Source organism: Vibrio sp. 10N.247.310.23 (genome assembly GCF_041467155.1).
Classification (GTDB): Bacteria; Pseudomonadota; Gammaproteobacteria; order Enterobacterales; family Vibrionaceae; genus Vibrio; species Vibrio crassostreae_C.
On the sequence record NZ_JBFSTZ010000012.1, the window covers coordinates 64,508 to 80,173 of the forward strand.

The window sequence follows — 15,666 nt, forward strand, 5'->3', positions numbered from 1 at the left end:
TCAAACAGAAAAACCCAATTCCAGAAAGCAAGAAAGCGGAACAAATGTCCGCTTTCTTTCATTTCACCAATTGTGACTAACGAGTTTTAATCACAAGTTGATTGGTTTGTTTCACTTCTTCCATTACTACGTAAGTTCGAGTGTCGTTTACGCCCGGTAGACGAAGTAACGTATCACCCAGTAGCTTACGGTAAGCACCCATATCAGATACACGTGTTTTTAGAAGATAGTCAAAATCACCCGACACTAAATGACACTCTTGGATGTCATCCAGTTTCTGCACAGCGGTGTTGAATTGTTCGAACACATCTGGCGCACCACGGTTCAATGTAATTTCAACAAACACTAAAAGTGAAGCATCAAGGTACTGTGGGTTCAGCAACGCTGTGTACCCAGTAATGTAACCTTGACGTTCTAAACGACGAACACGTTCAAGACATGGAGTTGGAGAAAGTCCTACTCGTTTTGAGAGTTCAACGTTTGAGATACGACCGTCTTTTTGCAACTCATTAAGAATGTTGCGGTCAATACGATCTAGTTCCTTGGACGGCTTCTTATAATTGTCTGCCATTTTTTATTCCACCTTATTACTTCCTTGCAAAAAAATATACTACAACTTTTTAATATTCAGTATCAAATTTTATCTAAACCTATCTATACTAGATATTAATTCGACAGAATTACCCTACACATAGATAAAACAACCAAAATAAAATGAGGAGTCAGGATGATCATTGGCGTACCTAAGGAAATCAAGAACCACGAATACCGCGTTGGTATGACCCCAGCTAGCGTGAGAGAACTAATCTCACACGGCCACCAAGTTTTTGTAGAAACCAATGCCGGTACTGGTATCGGTTTTTCAGACGATGATTACATCGCTGTAGGCGCATCCATTCTTCCTACTGCTGCTGACGTTTTCGCGAAAGCAGAGATGATTGTAAAGGTTAAAGAACCTCAAGCTGTCGAGCGAGCTATGCTTCGCGAAGGGCAAATATTATTTACCTATTTACACCTTGCACCAGATTTTCCACAAACTGAAGAGCTTATCAAGAGCAAAGCTGTCTGCGTAGCCTATGAGACTGTAACAGATAATATGGGTCGCTTGCCACTATTAGCACCAATGTCTGAAGTAGCTGGTCGTATGTCTATTCAAGCAGGTGCACAAACATTAGAGAAATCTAACGGTGGTTGTGGTCTTCTTCTTGGTGGCGTTCCAGGTGTTGAACCAGCAAAAGTTGTTGTTGTTGGTGGCGGTGTTGTAGGTGCTAACGCAGCACGTATGGCTGTAGGCCTTCGCGCTGATGTTACAATTCTTGACCGTAACGTAGATACACTGCGTCGACTTGATGAAGAATTCCAAGGTCGCGCAAAAGTGGTTTATTCTACTGAAGACGCCATTGAGAAGCATGTTCTAGAAGCAGACCTAGTAATTGGTGCAGTACTAATTCCTGGCGCAGCAGCTCCAAAATTGGTTACAAAAGAGCACATCGCTAAGATGAAGTCAGGTTCAGCAGTTGTTGATGTTGCAATCGACCAAGGCGGTTGTTTCGAGACTTCTCACGCAACCACTCACGCAGACCCAACTTACATTGTTGATGACGTAGTTCACTACTGTGTTGCAAACATGCCTGGCGCTGTTGCTCGTACTTCAACTTACGCACTAAACAATGCAACACTTCCTTACATTGTTAAGCTAGCGAACAAAGGCTACCGCGAAGCACTTCTATCTGATGAAGGCTTCCTAGAAGGTCTAAACGTTATTCACGGTAAAGTAACTTGTAAAGAAGTTGCAGAAAGCTTTGACCTTGAATACGTAGACCCAGCAGAAGCAATCGCAATGTTTAACTAATGATGTAATGACTAACTGAACGCAATAATCTTCTCGTTGAAGCGTTCAGTTAACTCATACACATTAAACAAAAAGCCAGTACGACATTATGTCGCGCTGGCTTTTTTGCATTAATGGATTTAGTTCGTAAAAACACGTAACAGTACGGTTTACCACTAGCGCTCGATTTTAACCCCATGAATCAATAGATTTCTTGGCGTAATACTGCGTTCACAGAACTCTTCAATCGTAGCTTCATAACCTTGCTCTTTCAGATAGATAGCGCGATCTAAAGCCAGCCATATCTCTAATGGTCGTCTAAAGACTTGTTGAACCAAACTCAGCTTTTCCATTTCCCAGAAAAGCGCTTCGCCTTGAATCAAATAAGAGTCAAAATCAATATCTGAGCCCAGCGATAGCTCTTTCACTTCAGATGCCCAACGGCAGAAAGATTCAAAACCCTCAGCTAACTCTGATTTTTTGATGCTCGGTACAGGAATGTATTCGTCAATGTTAAGTTCAGCCTTAAGCAACTGGCTGAAGCCTAGACGATAGCTCATCTCTAGTTGACGATGTCTTTTTACTCTTTCACCACCAGTAACGGTTTCTTGAAGCGGGATTCTCAAGTCGCTCTTACTTAACGTTAATGCTGAGCTTTTCGCGATAGAAGACATCGCTTGATAGTTTTCGTCTCGAATAAGATGATAACAACAAGGAGAAATAGTGACCGCTGGTAGCCCATGTGACACTGACTTTTTAACTAGCTCAACATGAAGATCACCACAAGCATGAAGGGCCACGGCATGTTGGTACGAATTAAACACGTCATCGGCCTTGTCTGAAAACGCATCTCCTTGAACAAAATCCATCGCTAACTTCTGGTCATCCGCAATCTTTTGTCCGCTTTCGCATAACGATTGCTGCCATTCAAAGCTAGTGACTTTTTGATCCGATTGCTGAGATAGGATTCGACCAAGAAAGCCTTTACCAGAACACCACTCGAGCCACTCTTTGCCATGGTGATGGCATAATGCAGCCTCGCCCATTGCGACAATTTGATGTAGCTTTCGGCCAGGAATACCATCAGCAGTACCACGTGGGAGGTCTAAACCAACCAAAGCAGTGTTATCGAACTGGATGTTTTGGGTAGCAGTTTCTAATTCAGGTAGGAAACGAGTCAGTTCCTCAATCAAAAGCTGAGGCTGCTCTTTTAAGGTTTGAATGCTTTCATTATCTAAGCTTTCTAACCAATCAACGAGTGGACGATTGACCTCTTTCCACGGCTGCTGTTGAGTTTGGCATAGGTGAAAAGGCTCTGAACGCCAGTAAATCTGGTGCTCTAGCAAAAATGAATCGAGTATTTTAAATCGTGAATGCATGCTTCCCCCTATGATGCGTGGATTGTAGGGGTAAGAGGTCGAAATGGAAAGGCTCGATAAAGAAAACGAAAACTAAAAGCCCAAAAGAAAAACGGCCTGCAAATACAGGCCGAATAAGAATCTAGATTTACACGACGAGATTAACGAACTGGCAGCTCGATATCTTTAAACATCTCTTCGATCTCTTCATTCGATTTCAAAGAAATAGCTTGCTCAACCACAGGGCGAGTTAAGTGCGGTGCAAAACGCTCCATGAAATCAAACATGTAAGAACGCAAGAAGGTGCCTTTTCTAAAACCAATGCTGGTTGTACTCGCACCAAATAGATGGCTCGCATCAATCGCAACCAAATCAGTATCTTGCTCGTGGTCAATAGCCATACTTGCAATTACACCAACACCAATGCCCATACGAACGTAGGTTTTGATTACGTCTGCATCGGTCGCAGTAAACACAACACGCGGTGTTAAACCTACTTTGTTAAACGCGGTATCAAGCTCAGAACGGCCAGTGAAACCAAATACATAAGTCACGAGAGAGTAAGCCGCAAGATCTTCGATCGTGATATTACGCTTCTGTGCCAGGGGATGATCTTTGGTCACGACGATCGAACGGTTCCAGTGGTAACAAGGCAGCATAATCGCATCTTGGTAAAGGTGTAGCGCTTCCGTTGCAATCGCAAAATTCGCTGTACCTTTAGCGACGGCTTCTGACATTTGGCTTGGCGTACCTTGGTGCATGTGAAGCGATACTTTTGGATAGCGCGCCGTGAAACCTTTAATCACATCAGGCAGTGCATAACGAGCTTGAGTATGAGTCGTTGAAATATTCAATGTACCCATCTCTGGATGTGTGTGTTCACCCGCTACCGCTTTAATGCTTTCAACGCGCGCCAAAATCTCTTGAGAGATACGAATGATATCCTCACCCGCTTGGGTAACCTGCGTTAGATGCTTGCCGCTACGCTCAAAAATCTGAATGCCTAGTTCGTCTTCAAGTAATCTAACTTGCTTACTAATGCCAGGCTGAGATGTGTACAAACTCTCTGCTGTAGCTGAAACATTTAGGTTATGGTTTACAACCTCAACAATGTACTTCAGTTGCTGTAACTTCATATCTAACCTCGTAATCCTTTACTCATTTCTGTGCTAACTTATTTGCAAAGAGAGCGTTATAGTCGCGTGTAATATAATTAATAGTTATAACGCTTCGAACACAAAAATGACAGGAAAATTGAGTTTTTCTAGCTTAACAAACAAAAACATCACTAACGCTTTGCAACCCAACCCTCATTCTCATACATTAGTTGGTAAGTTTTGATTGCCGATTTCGCTCAACAAGAGATAATCAGAAATTGCAATTTACGAGTGCCGATACACAATGGAATCGTGTATCCTCTCCAGTTAGCTATAGAAAATAATAAGCAGACTCAAATATATGAATATTGGTTTAATAATCGTCTTAGTAGCCGTTCTTTTGGTGTTAGTTTTAGGCTACAACATCATGCTTCAATATAAAGTTAAGGTAGAAACAGCGAAGAAACAGGAAGCTTCTCGTTATCTAACCATTATTGACGGTACAGAAGAACTGATTGGCAACGCTCATCACATGCCGTTTAGCCAAGATCTTCTTGTATGCTTAAACAATCGAATTCTTGATGCATTAGAAAACATGTATCAACTCGATCCAAAAAATAAGCAGCTTGACCAACGCATTGAAAGCGTAAAACAACAAATCACTCAGCTAAAAGAGAACTACAAAGGTGGCGAGAGTACCGCTTTCCGCGTACCAAGTAGTGACAAGCAAGCGATCATGATGCTTAAGTTAGTTAAACGCCTGCGTGATACGGTGCGCAACGAGCACAATAAAGGCCGTTTCGAGACTCAAGCTTATGTGGTTGAAAATGCTCGCCTAGAAACAATTCAAATCCGTATTAACATTGAAAATGTTATCAAACGTGCAAACGATTCGATTTCTCGCGGACAACCGGGAACAGCGATTCAGCTATTACGCAAAGGTATTGATGCTTTGGCGACTAAGAACGACTCGTACTCTAATCAAGCCAAAGAAAAGCTTCAACAGATGCTTAACGAGCTTGACCAGAAACGCCAAGACAAAAACGCTCAAGATTTGCAGCAGATGGAATCTAAAGAACGAGAAGACGATATGGATGCCCTCTTCGGTCAGAAGAAGAAATGGTAACAGTCTAACTCAACACTTAAAGGCCGCCTTATTTACATTAAATAGGCGGCCTTTTTTGTAGCTGTTGAATTTCCTTTCTCTGTATAGGGAGATCTCTTGAGCTGTGATAAAATCCCCGCATTATCAACAAACTTTCCCTGACCATGTATCAAGAATTACTCGCTCCAATCCACTCTTTTCTTAAAGCCGAAACGCCAGATTCATGGATAGATGAAGCCAAAAAGCCAGAAAATCTTCACATCATTCTACGCGATCACATGCTGTGTGAACTTAAGGCGGCACAGAGTGCTTTATTCCTTATTCGCAAGTACGCCGTCGATAAAGAAAGCGCGAAGCAACTGAATGAATGGATTTTGCCATACGAGCAATTTGCTTACCGTCGTATCGGAGACTTAGAGTCTCTGCGTGGTAAAAGCAACGTATCCAAGCAAATAACAGCGAAAGAAGGCTGTAATTACGGTGCTGACCTAATCGATAAGATGGTTTTACTGATCAAAGAAGAGCTGCATCACTTCTACCAAGTCATGGAGTTGATGGAGAAGAAAGGCGTGACTTACCAGCCAATCGAGGCGGGTCGTTACGCTAAGGGCTTGATCAAACAAGTTAAGACTTACGAGCCTGATGCTCTGGTTGATAAGCTTATCATCGGTGCGTTTATTGAAGCTCGCTCTTGTGAGCGCTTCGCTAAATTGGCTCCTTTCTTGGAAGAAGACATGGAGAAGTTTTACGTGTCTCTACTTCGTTCAGAAGCTCGCCACTACCAAGATTACCTTGAGCTAGCAGAACAGATCGCAGGGAAAGATATTTCAGAGCGTATTTCGCATTTTGCTCAAGTAGAAGCTGATCTTATCACTTCAGAAGACAGCGACTTCAAATTCCATAGTGGTGCTCCGGTTTAGGCTCCACACAGAACATTCAGTCCAGTTTAGACTAATCCAGACTAAAAAATTAAGGCCAGCAATTTGCTGGCCTTCTTTATTTATATCTCAATCCAAATATAGACTTAAGCAAGCGTACCGTTGATCTCTGCAAGTACAGCAGCAGGGTCTATCGCTTGCGTAATCGGACGACCAATAACAAGGTAGTCTGAACCTGATTCAATCGCTTTAGAAGGCGTCATGATGCGCTTCTGGTCACCAACATCTGCGCCGACAGGACGAATACCTGGAGTAACTAGCTTGAACTCTTGACCAAGTGCACCTTTAAGCAAAGAAGCCTCTTGTGCAGAACATACAACACCGTCTAAGCCAGAGTTTTTCGTTAGAGAAGCCAAGCGCATCACGTGTTGTTGTGGTTCAAGATCCAGACCGATACCCGCTAAGTCAGATTGCTCCATACTGGTGAGTACCGTTACACCGATTAACAGTGGACGATCTTTGCCATAAGGTTCTAAGATTTCGCGAGAAGCCGTCATCATACGCTCACCGCCACTTGCGTGTACGTTCACCATCCAAACACCCAGTTCAGCGGCAGCACGGACTGCTTTTGAACATGTGTTCGGGATGTCGTGGAATTTAAGGTCTAAAAATACTGAGAAACCACGCTTATGTAATTCACGAACAAATTCAGGGCCAAACAGGGTAAACATCTCTTTGCCCACTTTTAGGCGGCAAGATGCTGGGTCAATTCGATCGACAAAGGCTAACGCATCCGCTTGATTATCATAATCCAAGGCTACAATGATTTTTTGGTCGTTCATTTCATCTCCTAACGCAGTTAACTTTCTAAAAATTTCTAATCACCTAAGCAGGTGATAAATAACAGTCATAAAAATGCAGCCCGAAAGCTGCAATTAATAATTTGGTCTTAAAGTGACCACAAATCTATTCACCATCAAGCCCACGAATAGGCTTGATCGTCCCCCACCCTTTACATGAAGGGCAGTGCCAATACAAAGAGTGTGTCGAGAAACCACACTGACGACAACGGTAATGAGGCTTAACCTTAAGCTGTTCACCAACCATAGATTGAAGTGTGGTTAAGCTGTCTTTTGCTCGGCCTTCTTCTGCTTCCGCTAGGTGGTAATCGATTAATCGATAAAAACCTTTCATGGTTGGATTTTTAACAAGCTGCTTTGTCAGTAACTCTTGAGCAGAGCCTACATCTTCATGGTGAGCAACCAATTGCGCCAGCATCAGTTCGGCAGATACACCGGCTTTCTTCTGAATACACGCTTTGAGGAACTCGACCAATTGAGCTTCTTGTCCAAGCTTGTGGTAACACTCAGCAAGGGTTGGCAACACCTCACTGATAAAATCGATATCTTGTTCAAGTACCGATTCAAGACAATCAATTGTCTTTTGGTAATCTTCGTTCGCTAAGTGGAACTTCCCTAGTGCGATACTTGCGCGAACACATTTAGGGTCTTCAGAAAGCGCCTTCTTAAAATGCTGAAGCGCTTTAGAACGATTACCATCGGCTTGTTCTTGCATTGCAAGCTCACACCAGAAATGCGCGACTGTGGCACGCATCTTCATTTTTTTCTTGCCGAGCTTAACTAAGATATTTCCGTAATGGATAGCCTTGTTCCACTCACGGGTCTGCTGATAAATAGCCACCAACTGCTGTAAAGCGCCCTCTTTATGGTCAGGTTCTTCTACAAGTTGTTCAAAGATTTTTTCAGCGCGATCAAGGAAGCCAGAGACCATGTAGTCTTTAGCTAATTGTTGCAGTGCGAGATTTTTCTGATCGAGGGTAAGCCCCGAACGAGAGATGAGATTTTGGTGAATACGAATAGCGCGGTCGACTTCGCCTCTTGAGCGGAACAAGTTGCCCAAAGCCAAGTGAGTATCGATGGTTTCATTGTCTACTTGAAGCAGTTCAATAAAGTGATCAACCGCTTTGTCAGATTGATCTGACAGTAATAGGTTCAAACCCGTCACGTATTGACGGGAGATCTGGTGTGATTGCTTTTGTTTTTCTTGCTGAGCGTTACGATTACCCATATACCAGCCATAAGCGGCTGCGATGGGCAAAAGTAAGAACAGTAACTCTAACATCAAATATAGCCTTTAAGCTTTAGTATCAGCAGGGACCTGCTTTGATTGCTTATTGAGTTGCTTCTTCAAGCGATGAATTTTTAGCTGAGACCGCATGTGCATATTACCAAAGACTAACCAAGCAAGGGCGAAGCCTGAAACGAATACAACACCTAATAAACTTGATAGGTGGAAGTCACCTTGCGCTAGCAGATAGTTGAAATTCACAGTTGTTTGGTTTTGAGAGCCTAAAGCCAGTGCAATTAGGAAAAGTGCGATAACGGCGACTATTTTTATAATTTTCATAGTTCATCACTCATTGGTTGGTTAGCTGTACGATTATGCAGGAAAATTACTAATCAGACCACCATATTATGGTCATAAAAAAGCGGCATACATTATAGTATGCCGCTTTTCTTAATTCCGATAAGTAGGCTACATTCCTGAGTTTACTCGTTCACGCAGCTCTTTACCTGGTTTGAAGTGAGGAACGTATTTACCTTCTAACTCAACCTTGTCACCAGTCTTTGGGTTACGTCCAACACGAGGCTCACGATAATGCAGAGAAAAGCTGCCAAAACCGCGAATTTCGATTCGATCACCACTTTCTAGTGTTGAAGCCATATGCTCTAAAATGTCTTTTACAGCGTCTTCAATTTCTTTTGCAGAAAGATGCGTTTGCTCAGCGCACAGTCTCTCAATCAATTCAGACTTAGTCATAGTTACCCTCGTTGGTTTTCTTTTTAGAAATTATAGACCTATCGGAAAAATAAGCAAAAAAAAAGGAGCCTTACGGCTCCTTTCTTGGCTAGATAGCTATAATTCTCTTAATGAGAAGCTATTATTCGCCTTTAGCAGCTTTGAATGCGTCTGCCATTGCGTTACCGAACGCGCCTTCTTCAGACTTGTTCAGTGAAGCCATTGCTTCTTGCTCATCAGCTTCATCTTTAGCTTTGATAGATAGGTTGATTACGCGGTTCTTACGGTCTACACCAGTGAACTTCGCTTCAACGCTGTCGCCAACGCTTAGGATTAGAGATGCATCTTCGATACGGTCGCGAGAAACTTCAGAAGCGCGGATGTAACCTTCAACGCCTTCGATTAGCTCGATAGTAGCGCCTTTCGCGTCAACTGCAGTAACAGTACCGTTTACAAGAACACCTTTCTTGTTGTCAGCAACGTATGCGTTGAACGGGTCGTTTTCCATTTGCTTAACGCCAAGAGAAATACGCTCACGCTCTGCATCTACTGCTAGAACAACAGCAGAGATTTCGTCGCCTTTCTTGTATTCACGTACAGCTTCTTCGCCGGCAGCGTTCCAAGAAATGTCAGATAGGTGTACAAGACCGTCGATACCGCCTTCTAGACCGATGAAGATACCAAAGTCAGTGATAGACTTGATCTTACCAGTAACTTTGTCGCCCTTAGCTTGCATTTCTGCAAATGACTGCCATGGGTTAGCTTTACACTGTTTCAGACCTAGAGAGATACGACGACGTTCTTCGTCGATATCAAGAACCATAACCTCAACTTCGTCGCCAACATTAACAACTTTAGAAGGGTGGATGTTCTTGTTAGTCCAATCCATTTCAGAAACGTGTACTAGACCTTCAACGCCTTCTTCGATTTCAACGAAGCAGCCGTAGTCAGTTAGGTTTGTAACACGACCAGAAAGCTTGTGACCTTCTGGGTAACGCTTAGCGATTGCTACCCATGGATCTTCGCCTAGTTGCTTAAGACCTAGTGAAACACGAGTGCGCTCACGATCGAACTTAAGAACTTTAACTAGGATTTCGTCACCAACGTTAACGATCTCTGATGGGTGCTTAACGCGCTTCCAAGCCATATCTGTGATATGTAGAAGACCGTCAACACCGCCAAGGTCAACGAATGCACCGTAGTCAGTAAGGTTCTTAACGATACCTTTAACTTCAGTACCTTCTTGTAGAGTTTCAAGAAGTTCGTCACGCTCAACACTGTTTTCAGATTCGATAACAGCACGACGAGAAACAACAACGTTGTTACGCTTCTGGTCTAGCTTGATTACTTTGAACTCTAGCTCTTTGTTTTCTAGGTGAGCAGTGTCACGGATAGGACGTACGTCTACTAGAGAACCAGGAAGGAAAGCACGGATACCGTTAAGTTCAACAGTGAAACCGCCTTTAACTTTACCGTTGATGATACCAACAACAGTTTCAGCTTCTTCGCAAGCTTTCTCAAGTACGATCCAAGCTTCGTGACGCTTAGCTTTCTCACGAGAAAGTTGAGTTTCACCGAAACCATCTTCAACAGCGTCTAGAGCTACGTCTACTTCAGCACCAACTTCAACTTCAAGTTCGCCAGCAGCGTTCTTGAATTGTTCAGCAGGGATAGCAGATTCAGACTTAAGACCAGCGTCTACAAGAACGAAACCGTTCTCGATAGCTACTACAGTACCTTTAACGATGCTGCCTTGTTGGAATTCAGTTTCAGATAGAAACTCTTCAAAGAGTTGAGCAAAAGATTCAGTCATTATTTAATCTTCAATAATTAAACGTCCATGGGTATCCTACCGCATGGGGTTGATAAATTCGCCGGTCATCATCCTTGCGACCAACGTTCGTACTAGCTCGGCGAAATTACCCAGCCAGTTTCGATTCAATATAGTGTAGTGCTTTTTCTACTACCTGCTCAATATTCATTGAGGTGGAATCAAGCACTAGAGCATCCTCTGCAGGGCGAAGTGGCGCCACTGGGCGATTACGATCTCGGTCGTCTCGCTCTTGGATCTCGCTCAAAAGGTCGTCAAATTTAACATCTAACCCCTTCTGTTGCAACTGTTTAAGGCGGCGACTCGCACGCTCTTCAGCACTTGCATCTAAAAATATTTTCGCTTCAGCTTCAGGAAACACAACCGTTCCCATGTCACGACCATCTGCAACCAAACCAGGCGCAGCGCTGAATGCACGTTGACGACGAAGCAGTGCTTCGCGAACGCGAGGTAAAGCAGCAACTTTTGAAGCCGCCATGCCTGTCTCTTCTTTACGAAGTTCACCAGACACATCTTCACCTTCTAGGATAACCTTAACTAAGTCGCCTTCAGCAATAAACTGCACGTCTAAGTGTGTAGCAAGCGGTACTAAAGCATCCTCTGATTCAGTATCCACACCATGGTGAATTGCCGCTAAAGCCAATACGCGATAGATCGCGCCTGAGTCTAGAAGATGAAAGCCTAGCTTATCTGCTAGCAACATACACAGGGTACCTTTACCTGCACCACTTGGTCCATCAACCGTAATCACTGGGCTTTGAGAAGGCATCTTTTACTCCACGTTTTGTCGTAAGTTTTATTCTGTACTAGCGATTCGCCACTACTTTATAGGCGGCATATTATAGAGAAAAATTGGAACTCGAGCGAGGTAAATCTCAGATAATTCCGTGTTGATGATGCATAAACCAATGCAACTATCCCAATATCCGTTTGCTTAGGTCAATGCGCGAGCTTAGATCCATAAGACACGTTCGCAATTTTCTATAGACATAAAAAAGCCTCGCAATAAGCAAGGCTCAGCGGTGTTCTGTAAACAGCTCAAAGAAGCTTAGCCAATAATAGCTCGAACCGCTTCTAGATCTTCAAGCGTATCGACACCAGCAGCTGGCGCTTCAACCGCAACGTCTACATGGATTTTTTCACCATACCAAAGCACTCGTAATTGCTCTAGGCACTCAATACGCTCAAGAGTACTAGGTTCCCAATTAATATAGGTATTGATAAAACCCGCACGGTAAGCGTAGATGCCAATATGACGAAGCAGTGGAGATTCCGCTGCTGTACCGTTGTTCGCGTAAGCATCGCGATCCCAAGGGATGGTTGCTCGGCTAAAATACAAGGCATAACCGTCTTTATCGGTTACAACTTTAACGGCATTAGGGTTAAACACTTCATCAGCATGAGTGATTTCCACACCTAACGTTGCCATCGGAGCTGTACTGTTAGCAAGATTGTTGGCAACCTGATTAATGATCGAAGGTGGGATAAGTGGCTCATCACCTTGAACATTCACGATAATATGATCATCAGGAATATTCATAACTTCAATCACCTCAGCTAGGCGTTCAGTGCCCGATTCGTGATTCGGTGATGTCATACAAACGGTCGCGCCAAATGCTTTAGCCGCTTTTTCAACTCGAGCGTCGTCGGTAGCGATAATAACGTTATCGGCACCCGCTTTCATTGACTGTTCGTATACCCATTGAATCATCGGCTTTCCACCAATGTCAGCAAGTGGCTTCCCTGGTAAACGGCTCGATTGGTATCTTGCAGGTATAACAACCGTATAAGACATTACTTACCCTCATCCATAGAAACGGTGCGAGCTTCAGGTTCTAAAAGAACAGGAATACCCTCTTTAATTGGGTAAGCAAGGCGATCAATTTTACAAACAAGCTCTTGCTTATCCTTGTCAAAAGTTAGTTTACCTTTACATACAGGGCAAGCAACGATCTCAAGTAGACGGTGATCCATAGTATTCCATAACCTCTTTTATTCTTTTTAAAATTTGCTGTTGCGAATCTTCATCGAACTGCGCAGAAACTGGAAGATACCACCAGTTATCTTGAGCATATTCTTCGCATTTTACAGCGTCTTTTTCTGTCATAATCAGATTCATACCTTTCTTAGCTAAGGCATGAAGTTCATCTTTATCAAAATCTTGATGATCGGCGAAACCCTGTGTGAATACCACATCACCATCAAGATCTTCCAATGTTTTAAAAAAGCGCGGTGGGTGGCCAATACCGGCAAAAGCAACCAGCTTCTGTAATTCAGCCACAGACCTTTTCTGACCAGTCTTTAGGTTAACCGCTTGGCTTGGAAGCAAAGACATCGAGAACTCTCGCCCATGCGCTTTACCGCCATTGTTAACCAAAAAGTCGACTTCATCTAAACGAGATACAGGCTCTCTTAACGGGCCTAAAGGAATTAGGCATTCGCTACCAAAGCGTCTTGCGCCGTCGATAACTGCAAATTCAATGTCGCGTTCAAGCGCGTAATGCTGAAGGCCATCGTCAGTGATAATCACATCAACACCTTTGCTCAGCAATGCTTTCACTGCGTTAGCTCGCACAGGGTCGACTGCGACTGGCGCACCAGTTCGCTTACGAATCAAGCGAGGTTCATCACCCGAATGCTCAGCTGGCGTATTTTCATTCAACACTAACGGATAGCTTGGTGCTTTTGCACCGTAACCACGAGACACAACTCCAGGTTTAAAGCCGTGAGCCTGAAGCATTTCTACTAACCAAATCACAACCGGGGTTTTACCATTTCCACCAGCGGTAATATTGCCCACAACAATAACAGGTAAAGGCGGGCGGTAGGTCTCTTTCTTCCCAGAGAGGTAAGCATCACGACGTTGACCACTAATCAATTTGAACAGCAGACTCAGTGGCCACAATAGCGGCCAGAGAAGATATTTCAACGGGTGATTGTTAAACCAAATCTTTTCGATCACAACAAAACCTAATTTATCCGCTGAACTGAATTCGGTGTAATTGTGCATAAGCACCATCATGCGCGATTAGCTCAGCATGTGCGCCCCTTTCTACAATATGACCATCATCAACCACTAGAATCTCATCAGCTTGCTCGATGGTAGAGAGTCTGTGTGCGATAACTAATACTGTTTTGTCTTTCTGCAGTTCTTCTAGTGCAGATTGAATCGCTCTCTCTGACTCAGTATCCAGTGCAGACGTCGCCTCATCAAGAATCAGCACAGGCGCATCTCTTAATAAAGCACGTGCAATCGCAATACGTTGTCTTTGACCACCAGAAAGGCTTGCGCCATTTTCACCAACAACGGTATCGATGCCATTTTCCATGCCTTCGATAAACTCACTTGCATGAGCAAGCTTAGCCGCGTATTCGATCTGTTCACGTGAATACTGTTCTTCTGCTGCGTAAGCGATGTTGTTAGCCACCGTATCGTTAAACAGATGTACATTTTGAGAAACGAGCGCAAAGTGCTCACGCAGATTTCTCAATTCGTAATCACGAATGTCGTGGCCATCAAGCTCAATTGAACCAGAGTCTACGTCATAAAAACGAGTGAATAGGTTAGCAATGGTACTCTTACCCGAGCCAGATCGCCCAACAAGCGCAACCGTTTTACCTTTCGGTATATTGAAGCTGATCTTATCAAGTGCTGGTTTCTCTGCACCGTCATAAGTAAACGTGACATCTTTAACAGCCACTTCACCCATTACAGTTTCAGGTTTCAACGTCCCTTTGTTTTGCTCGGTATCTAGATCCATCAAGCCAAATAGAGTCGTACTCGCAGCCATACCACGTTGGAATTCAGACGTTACGTTAGTTAACGCCTTTAGCGGACGTAATAGACCAAACATTGCAGAGAACACAACGGTAAACGTACCAGCAGTAAGCTCGGCTTTAATAGAATCGACACTAGCAAGGAATAGAACAACAACAATCGCAACTGATGCGATCATTTGAATAATCGGGTTAGCGGCCGCTTGAGCAGTGATTAACTTCATACTTTGTTGGCGCATTTGGTTACTAACTTTATCAAAGCGGTGTTTTTCTAGATCTTGACCACCGTAAGTTAGAACCACTTTATGCCCTTTCAGCATTTGTTCAGCTGAAGAAGCAACGTGACCCATGCTAGTTTGCATGTTCTTAGAGATCTTTCTGAATCGCTTCGATACGATACTGATCGCCCACGCAACCAAAGGCGCTACAGCAAATAACACCAAAGATAACTGCCAACTATTCCAGAACATCAGCGTCAACAAGCCTATAATACTTGCACCTTCACGGACAATACTGACTAACGCTTTACTGGTTGCTGCAGACACTTGCTCTGAATCGTAAGTAATTCGAGATAGCAATGCGCCTGTCTGTTCTTTATCGAAGAAAGAAACAGGCATGTGCATGAAATGGCTGAAAATCTTACGACGAATTTCCATCACCACATTGCCAGAGACCCAACTCAAGCAATAGGTTGAAACAAAGCCACTGACGCCACGAACGAACATCATGGCAAAGATAATAAGTGGAAGTGTACGTAAAAAGTCAGATTCAGCATTACCAAAGCCTTCATCAAGTAACGGCTTTAGTAAGGAAATCATATAGGTATCAGAAACGGCATTTATAATAAGCGCAATTACCGCAACACCTAGGCCGGCCTTATATAATCGAATATAAGTCCAAAGTCTTTTAAATGTGACCCAGGTAGTTTCATCTGTTTGTGTTGACATAGAATCGCTTAATTTTCTCACA

General features: G+C 43.5%; 16 protein-coding genes. 3 read left to right on the plus strand and 13 right to left on the minus strand.

What is annotated here, in order from left to right:
* Window positions 1-76: 76 nt before the first annotated feature.
* Window positions 77-571, minus strand: a complete 495-nt coding sequence (gene lrp, locus AB6D93_RS11210) for a leucine-responsive transcriptional regulator Lrp (protein WP_004734558.1) — start codon at window positions 569-571, stop codon at window positions 77-79.
* A 156-nt stretch (window positions 572-727) separates the two neighbouring features.
* Here lrp and ald point away from each other — a divergent pair, with 156 nt between their 5' ends.
* The gene (ald, locus tag AB6D93_RS11215) at window positions 728-1,852 is read left to right on the plus strand and encodes an alanine dehydrogenase (RefSeq protein ID WP_102332952.1); all 1,125 of its coding nucleotides are present in this window, start codon (window positions 728-730) and stop codon (window positions 1,850-1,852) included.
* A gap of 155 nt (window positions 1,853-2,007) precedes the next feature.
* Here the strand turns inward: ald and AB6D93_RS11220 are convergent, their stop codons facing one another.
* On the minus strand, window positions 2,008-3,210 hold the full coding sequence (locus AB6D93_RS11220; RefSeq protein WP_102332953.1) for a methyltransferase: 1,203 nt from the start codon (window positions 3,208-3,210) through the stop codon (window positions 2,008-2,010).
* A gap of 140 nt (window positions 3,211-3,350) precedes the next feature.
* Window positions 3,351-4,325 carry an HTH-type transcriptional regulator CysB gene (gene cysB, locus AB6D93_RS11225; RefSeq protein WP_017060244.1) on the minus strand — a complete coding sequence of 325 codons (975 nt, stop codon included), beginning with the start codon at window positions 4,323-4,325 and terminating at the stop codon, window positions 3,351-3,353.
* Between the two features lie 322 nt (window positions 4,326-4,647).
* Between cysB and AB6D93_RS11230 the strand changes: the two genes are divergently transcribed.
* Both AB6D93_RS11230 and miaE read left to right on the plus strand, forming a co-directional pair.
* Window positions 4,648-5,412, plus strand: a complete 765-nt coding sequence (locus AB6D93_RS11230) for a DNA repair protein (protein ID WP_102332954.1) — start codon at window positions 4,648-4,650, stop codon at window positions 5,410-5,412.
* A 143-nt stretch (window positions 5,413-5,555) separates the two neighbouring features.
* The gene (gene miaE, locus AB6D93_RS11235; RefSeq protein WP_017060242.1) at window positions 5,556-6,311 is read left to right on the plus strand and encodes a tRNA isopentenyl-2-thiomethyl-A-37 hydroxylase MiaE; all 756 of its coding nucleotides are present in this window, start codon (window positions 5,556-5,558) and stop codon (window positions 6,309-6,311) included.
* Between the two features lie 104 nt (window positions 6,312-6,415).
* Here miaE and pyrF read toward each other — a convergent pair whose 3' ends face one another.
* The 10 genes from pyrF to msbA all read right to left on the minus strand — a co-directional run bounded on the left by pyrF (window position 6,416) and on the right by msbA (window position 15,644).
* Window positions 6,416-7,111, minus strand: coding sequence for an orotidine-5'-phosphate decarboxylase (pyrF, locus tag AB6D93_RS11240; RefSeq protein ID WP_017060241.1), 696 nt, complete (start codon window positions 7,109-7,111; stop codon window positions 6,416-6,418).
* A 124-nt stretch (window positions 7,112-7,235) separates the two neighbouring features.
* Window positions 7,236-8,411 (minus strand): lipopolysaccharide assembly protein LapB, encoded by a 1,176-nt coding sequence (gene lapB / locus AB6D93_RS11245; protein ID WP_017060240.1) that lies wholly within the window; start codon window positions 8,409-8,411, stop codon window positions 7,236-7,238.
* A gap of 12 nt (window positions 8,412-8,423) precedes the next feature.
* Entirely contained in the window at window positions 8,424-8,696 is a 273-nt protein-coding gene (locus AB6D93_RS11250) for a LapA family protein (RefSeq protein ID WP_017060239.1), read from the minus strand.
* 129 nt (window positions 8,697-8,825) lie between these two features.
* Window positions 8,826-9,110, minus strand: a complete 285-nt coding sequence (ihfB, locus tag AB6D93_RS11255) for an integration host factor subunit beta (protein WP_017060238.1) — start codon at window positions 9,108-9,110, stop codon at window positions 8,826-8,828.
* Between the two features lie 121 nt (window positions 9,111-9,231).
* The gene (rpsA, locus tag AB6D93_RS11260; protein WP_010439921.1) at window positions 9,232-10,902 is read right to left on the minus strand and encodes a 30S ribosomal protein S1; all 1,671 of its coding nucleotides are present in this window, start codon (window positions 10,900-10,902) and stop codon (window positions 9,232-9,234) included.
* Between the two features lie 106 nt (window positions 10,903-11,008).
* Window positions 11,009-11,689, minus strand: a complete 681-nt coding sequence (cmk, locus tag AB6D93_RS11265) for a (d)CMP kinase (protein WP_017060237.1) — start codon at window positions 11,687-11,689, stop codon at window positions 11,009-11,011.
* 279 nt (window positions 11,690-11,968) lie between these two features.
* Window positions 11,969-12,715, minus strand: coding sequence for a 3-deoxy-manno-octulosonate cytidylyltransferase (gene kdsB, locus AB6D93_RS11270; protein ID WP_102332955.1), 747 nt, complete (start codon window positions 12,713-12,715; stop codon window positions 11,969-11,971).
* Complete coding sequence (locus tag AB6D93_RS11275) at window positions 12,715-12,894, minus strand: Trm112 family protein (RefSeq protein WP_004736429.1); 180 nt, start codon at window positions 12,892-12,894, stop codon at window positions 12,715-12,717. The genes kdsB and AB6D93_RS11275 overlap by 1 nt, the downstream gene beginning before the upstream one ends.
* The gene (lpxK, locus tag AB6D93_RS11280) at window positions 12,875-13,882 is read right to left on the minus strand and encodes a tetraacyldisaccharide 4'-kinase (protein WP_029235494.1); all 1,008 of its coding nucleotides are present in this window, start codon (window positions 13,880-13,882) and stop codon (window positions 12,875-12,877) included. Before lpxK ends, AB6D93_RS11275 begins: the two co-directional genes overlap by 20 nt.
* A 13-nt stretch (window positions 13,883-13,895) precedes the next feature.
* Window positions 13,896-15,644: a lipid A ABC transporter ATP-binding protein/permease MsbA gene (gene msbA / locus AB6D93_RS11285; protein WP_017060234.1), complete on the minus strand. Its 1,749-nt coding sequence runs from the start codon at window positions 15,642-15,644 to the stop codon at window positions 13,896-13,898.
* Window positions 15,645-15,666: the final 22 nt, after the last annotated feature.

Coding starts and splice junctions, on each gene's coding strand:
- AB6D93_RS11220 (WP_102332953.1), bottom strand. CDS start 3,210: ATGCATTCACGATTTAAAATACTCGATTCATTTTTGCTAGAGCACCAG.
- AB6D93_RS11230 (WP_102332954.1), top strand. CDS start 4,648: ATGAATATTGGTTTAATAATCGTCTTAGTAGCCGTTCTTTTGGTGTTA.
- kdsB (WP_102332955.1), bottom strand. CDS start 12,715: ATGTCTTATACGGTTGTTATACCTGCAAGATACCAATCGAGCCGTTTA.
- cysB (WP_017060244.1), bottom strand. CDS start 4,325: ATGAAGTTACAGCAACTGAAGTACATTGTTGAGGTTGTAAACCATAAC.
- lapB (WP_017060240.1), bottom strand. CDS start 8,411: ATGTTAGAGTTACTGTTCTTACTTTTGCCCATCGCAGCCGCTTATGGC.
- AB6D93_RS11275 (WP_004736429.1), bottom strand. CDS start 12,894: ATGGATCACCGTCTACTTGAGATCGTTGCTTGCCCTGTATGTAAAGGT.
- ald (WP_102332952.1), top strand. CDS start 728: ATGATCATTGGCGTACCTAAGGAAATCAAGAACCACGAATACCGCGTT.
- msbA (WP_017060234.1), bottom strand. CDS start 15,644: ATGTCAACACAAACAGATGAAACTACCTGGGTCACATTTAAAAGACTT.
- ihfB (WP_017060238.1), bottom strand. CDS start 9,110: ATGACTAAGTCTGAATTGATTGAGAGACTGTGCGCTGAGCAAACGCAT.
- pyrF (WP_017060241.1), bottom strand. CDS start 7,111: ATGAACGACCAAAAAATCATTGTAGCCTTGGATTATGATAATCAAGCG.
- cmk (WP_017060237.1), bottom strand. CDS start 11,689: ATGCCTTCTCAAAGCCCAGTGATTACGGTTGATGGACCAAGTGGTGCA.
- lrp (WP_004734558.1), bottom strand. CDS start 571: ATGGCAGACAATTATAAGAAGCCGTCCAAGGAACTAGATCGTATTGAC.
- AB6D93_RS11250 (WP_017060239.1), bottom strand. CDS start 8,696: ATGAAAATTATAAAAATAGTCGCCGTTATCGCACTTTTCCTAATTGCA.
- miaE (WP_017060242.1), top strand. CDS start 5,556: ATGTATCAAGAATTACTCGCTCCAATCCACTCTTTTCTTAAAGCCGAA.
- rpsA (WP_010439921.1), bottom strand. CDS start 10,902: ATGACTGAATCTTTTGCTCAACTCTTTGAAGAGTTTCTATCTGAAACT.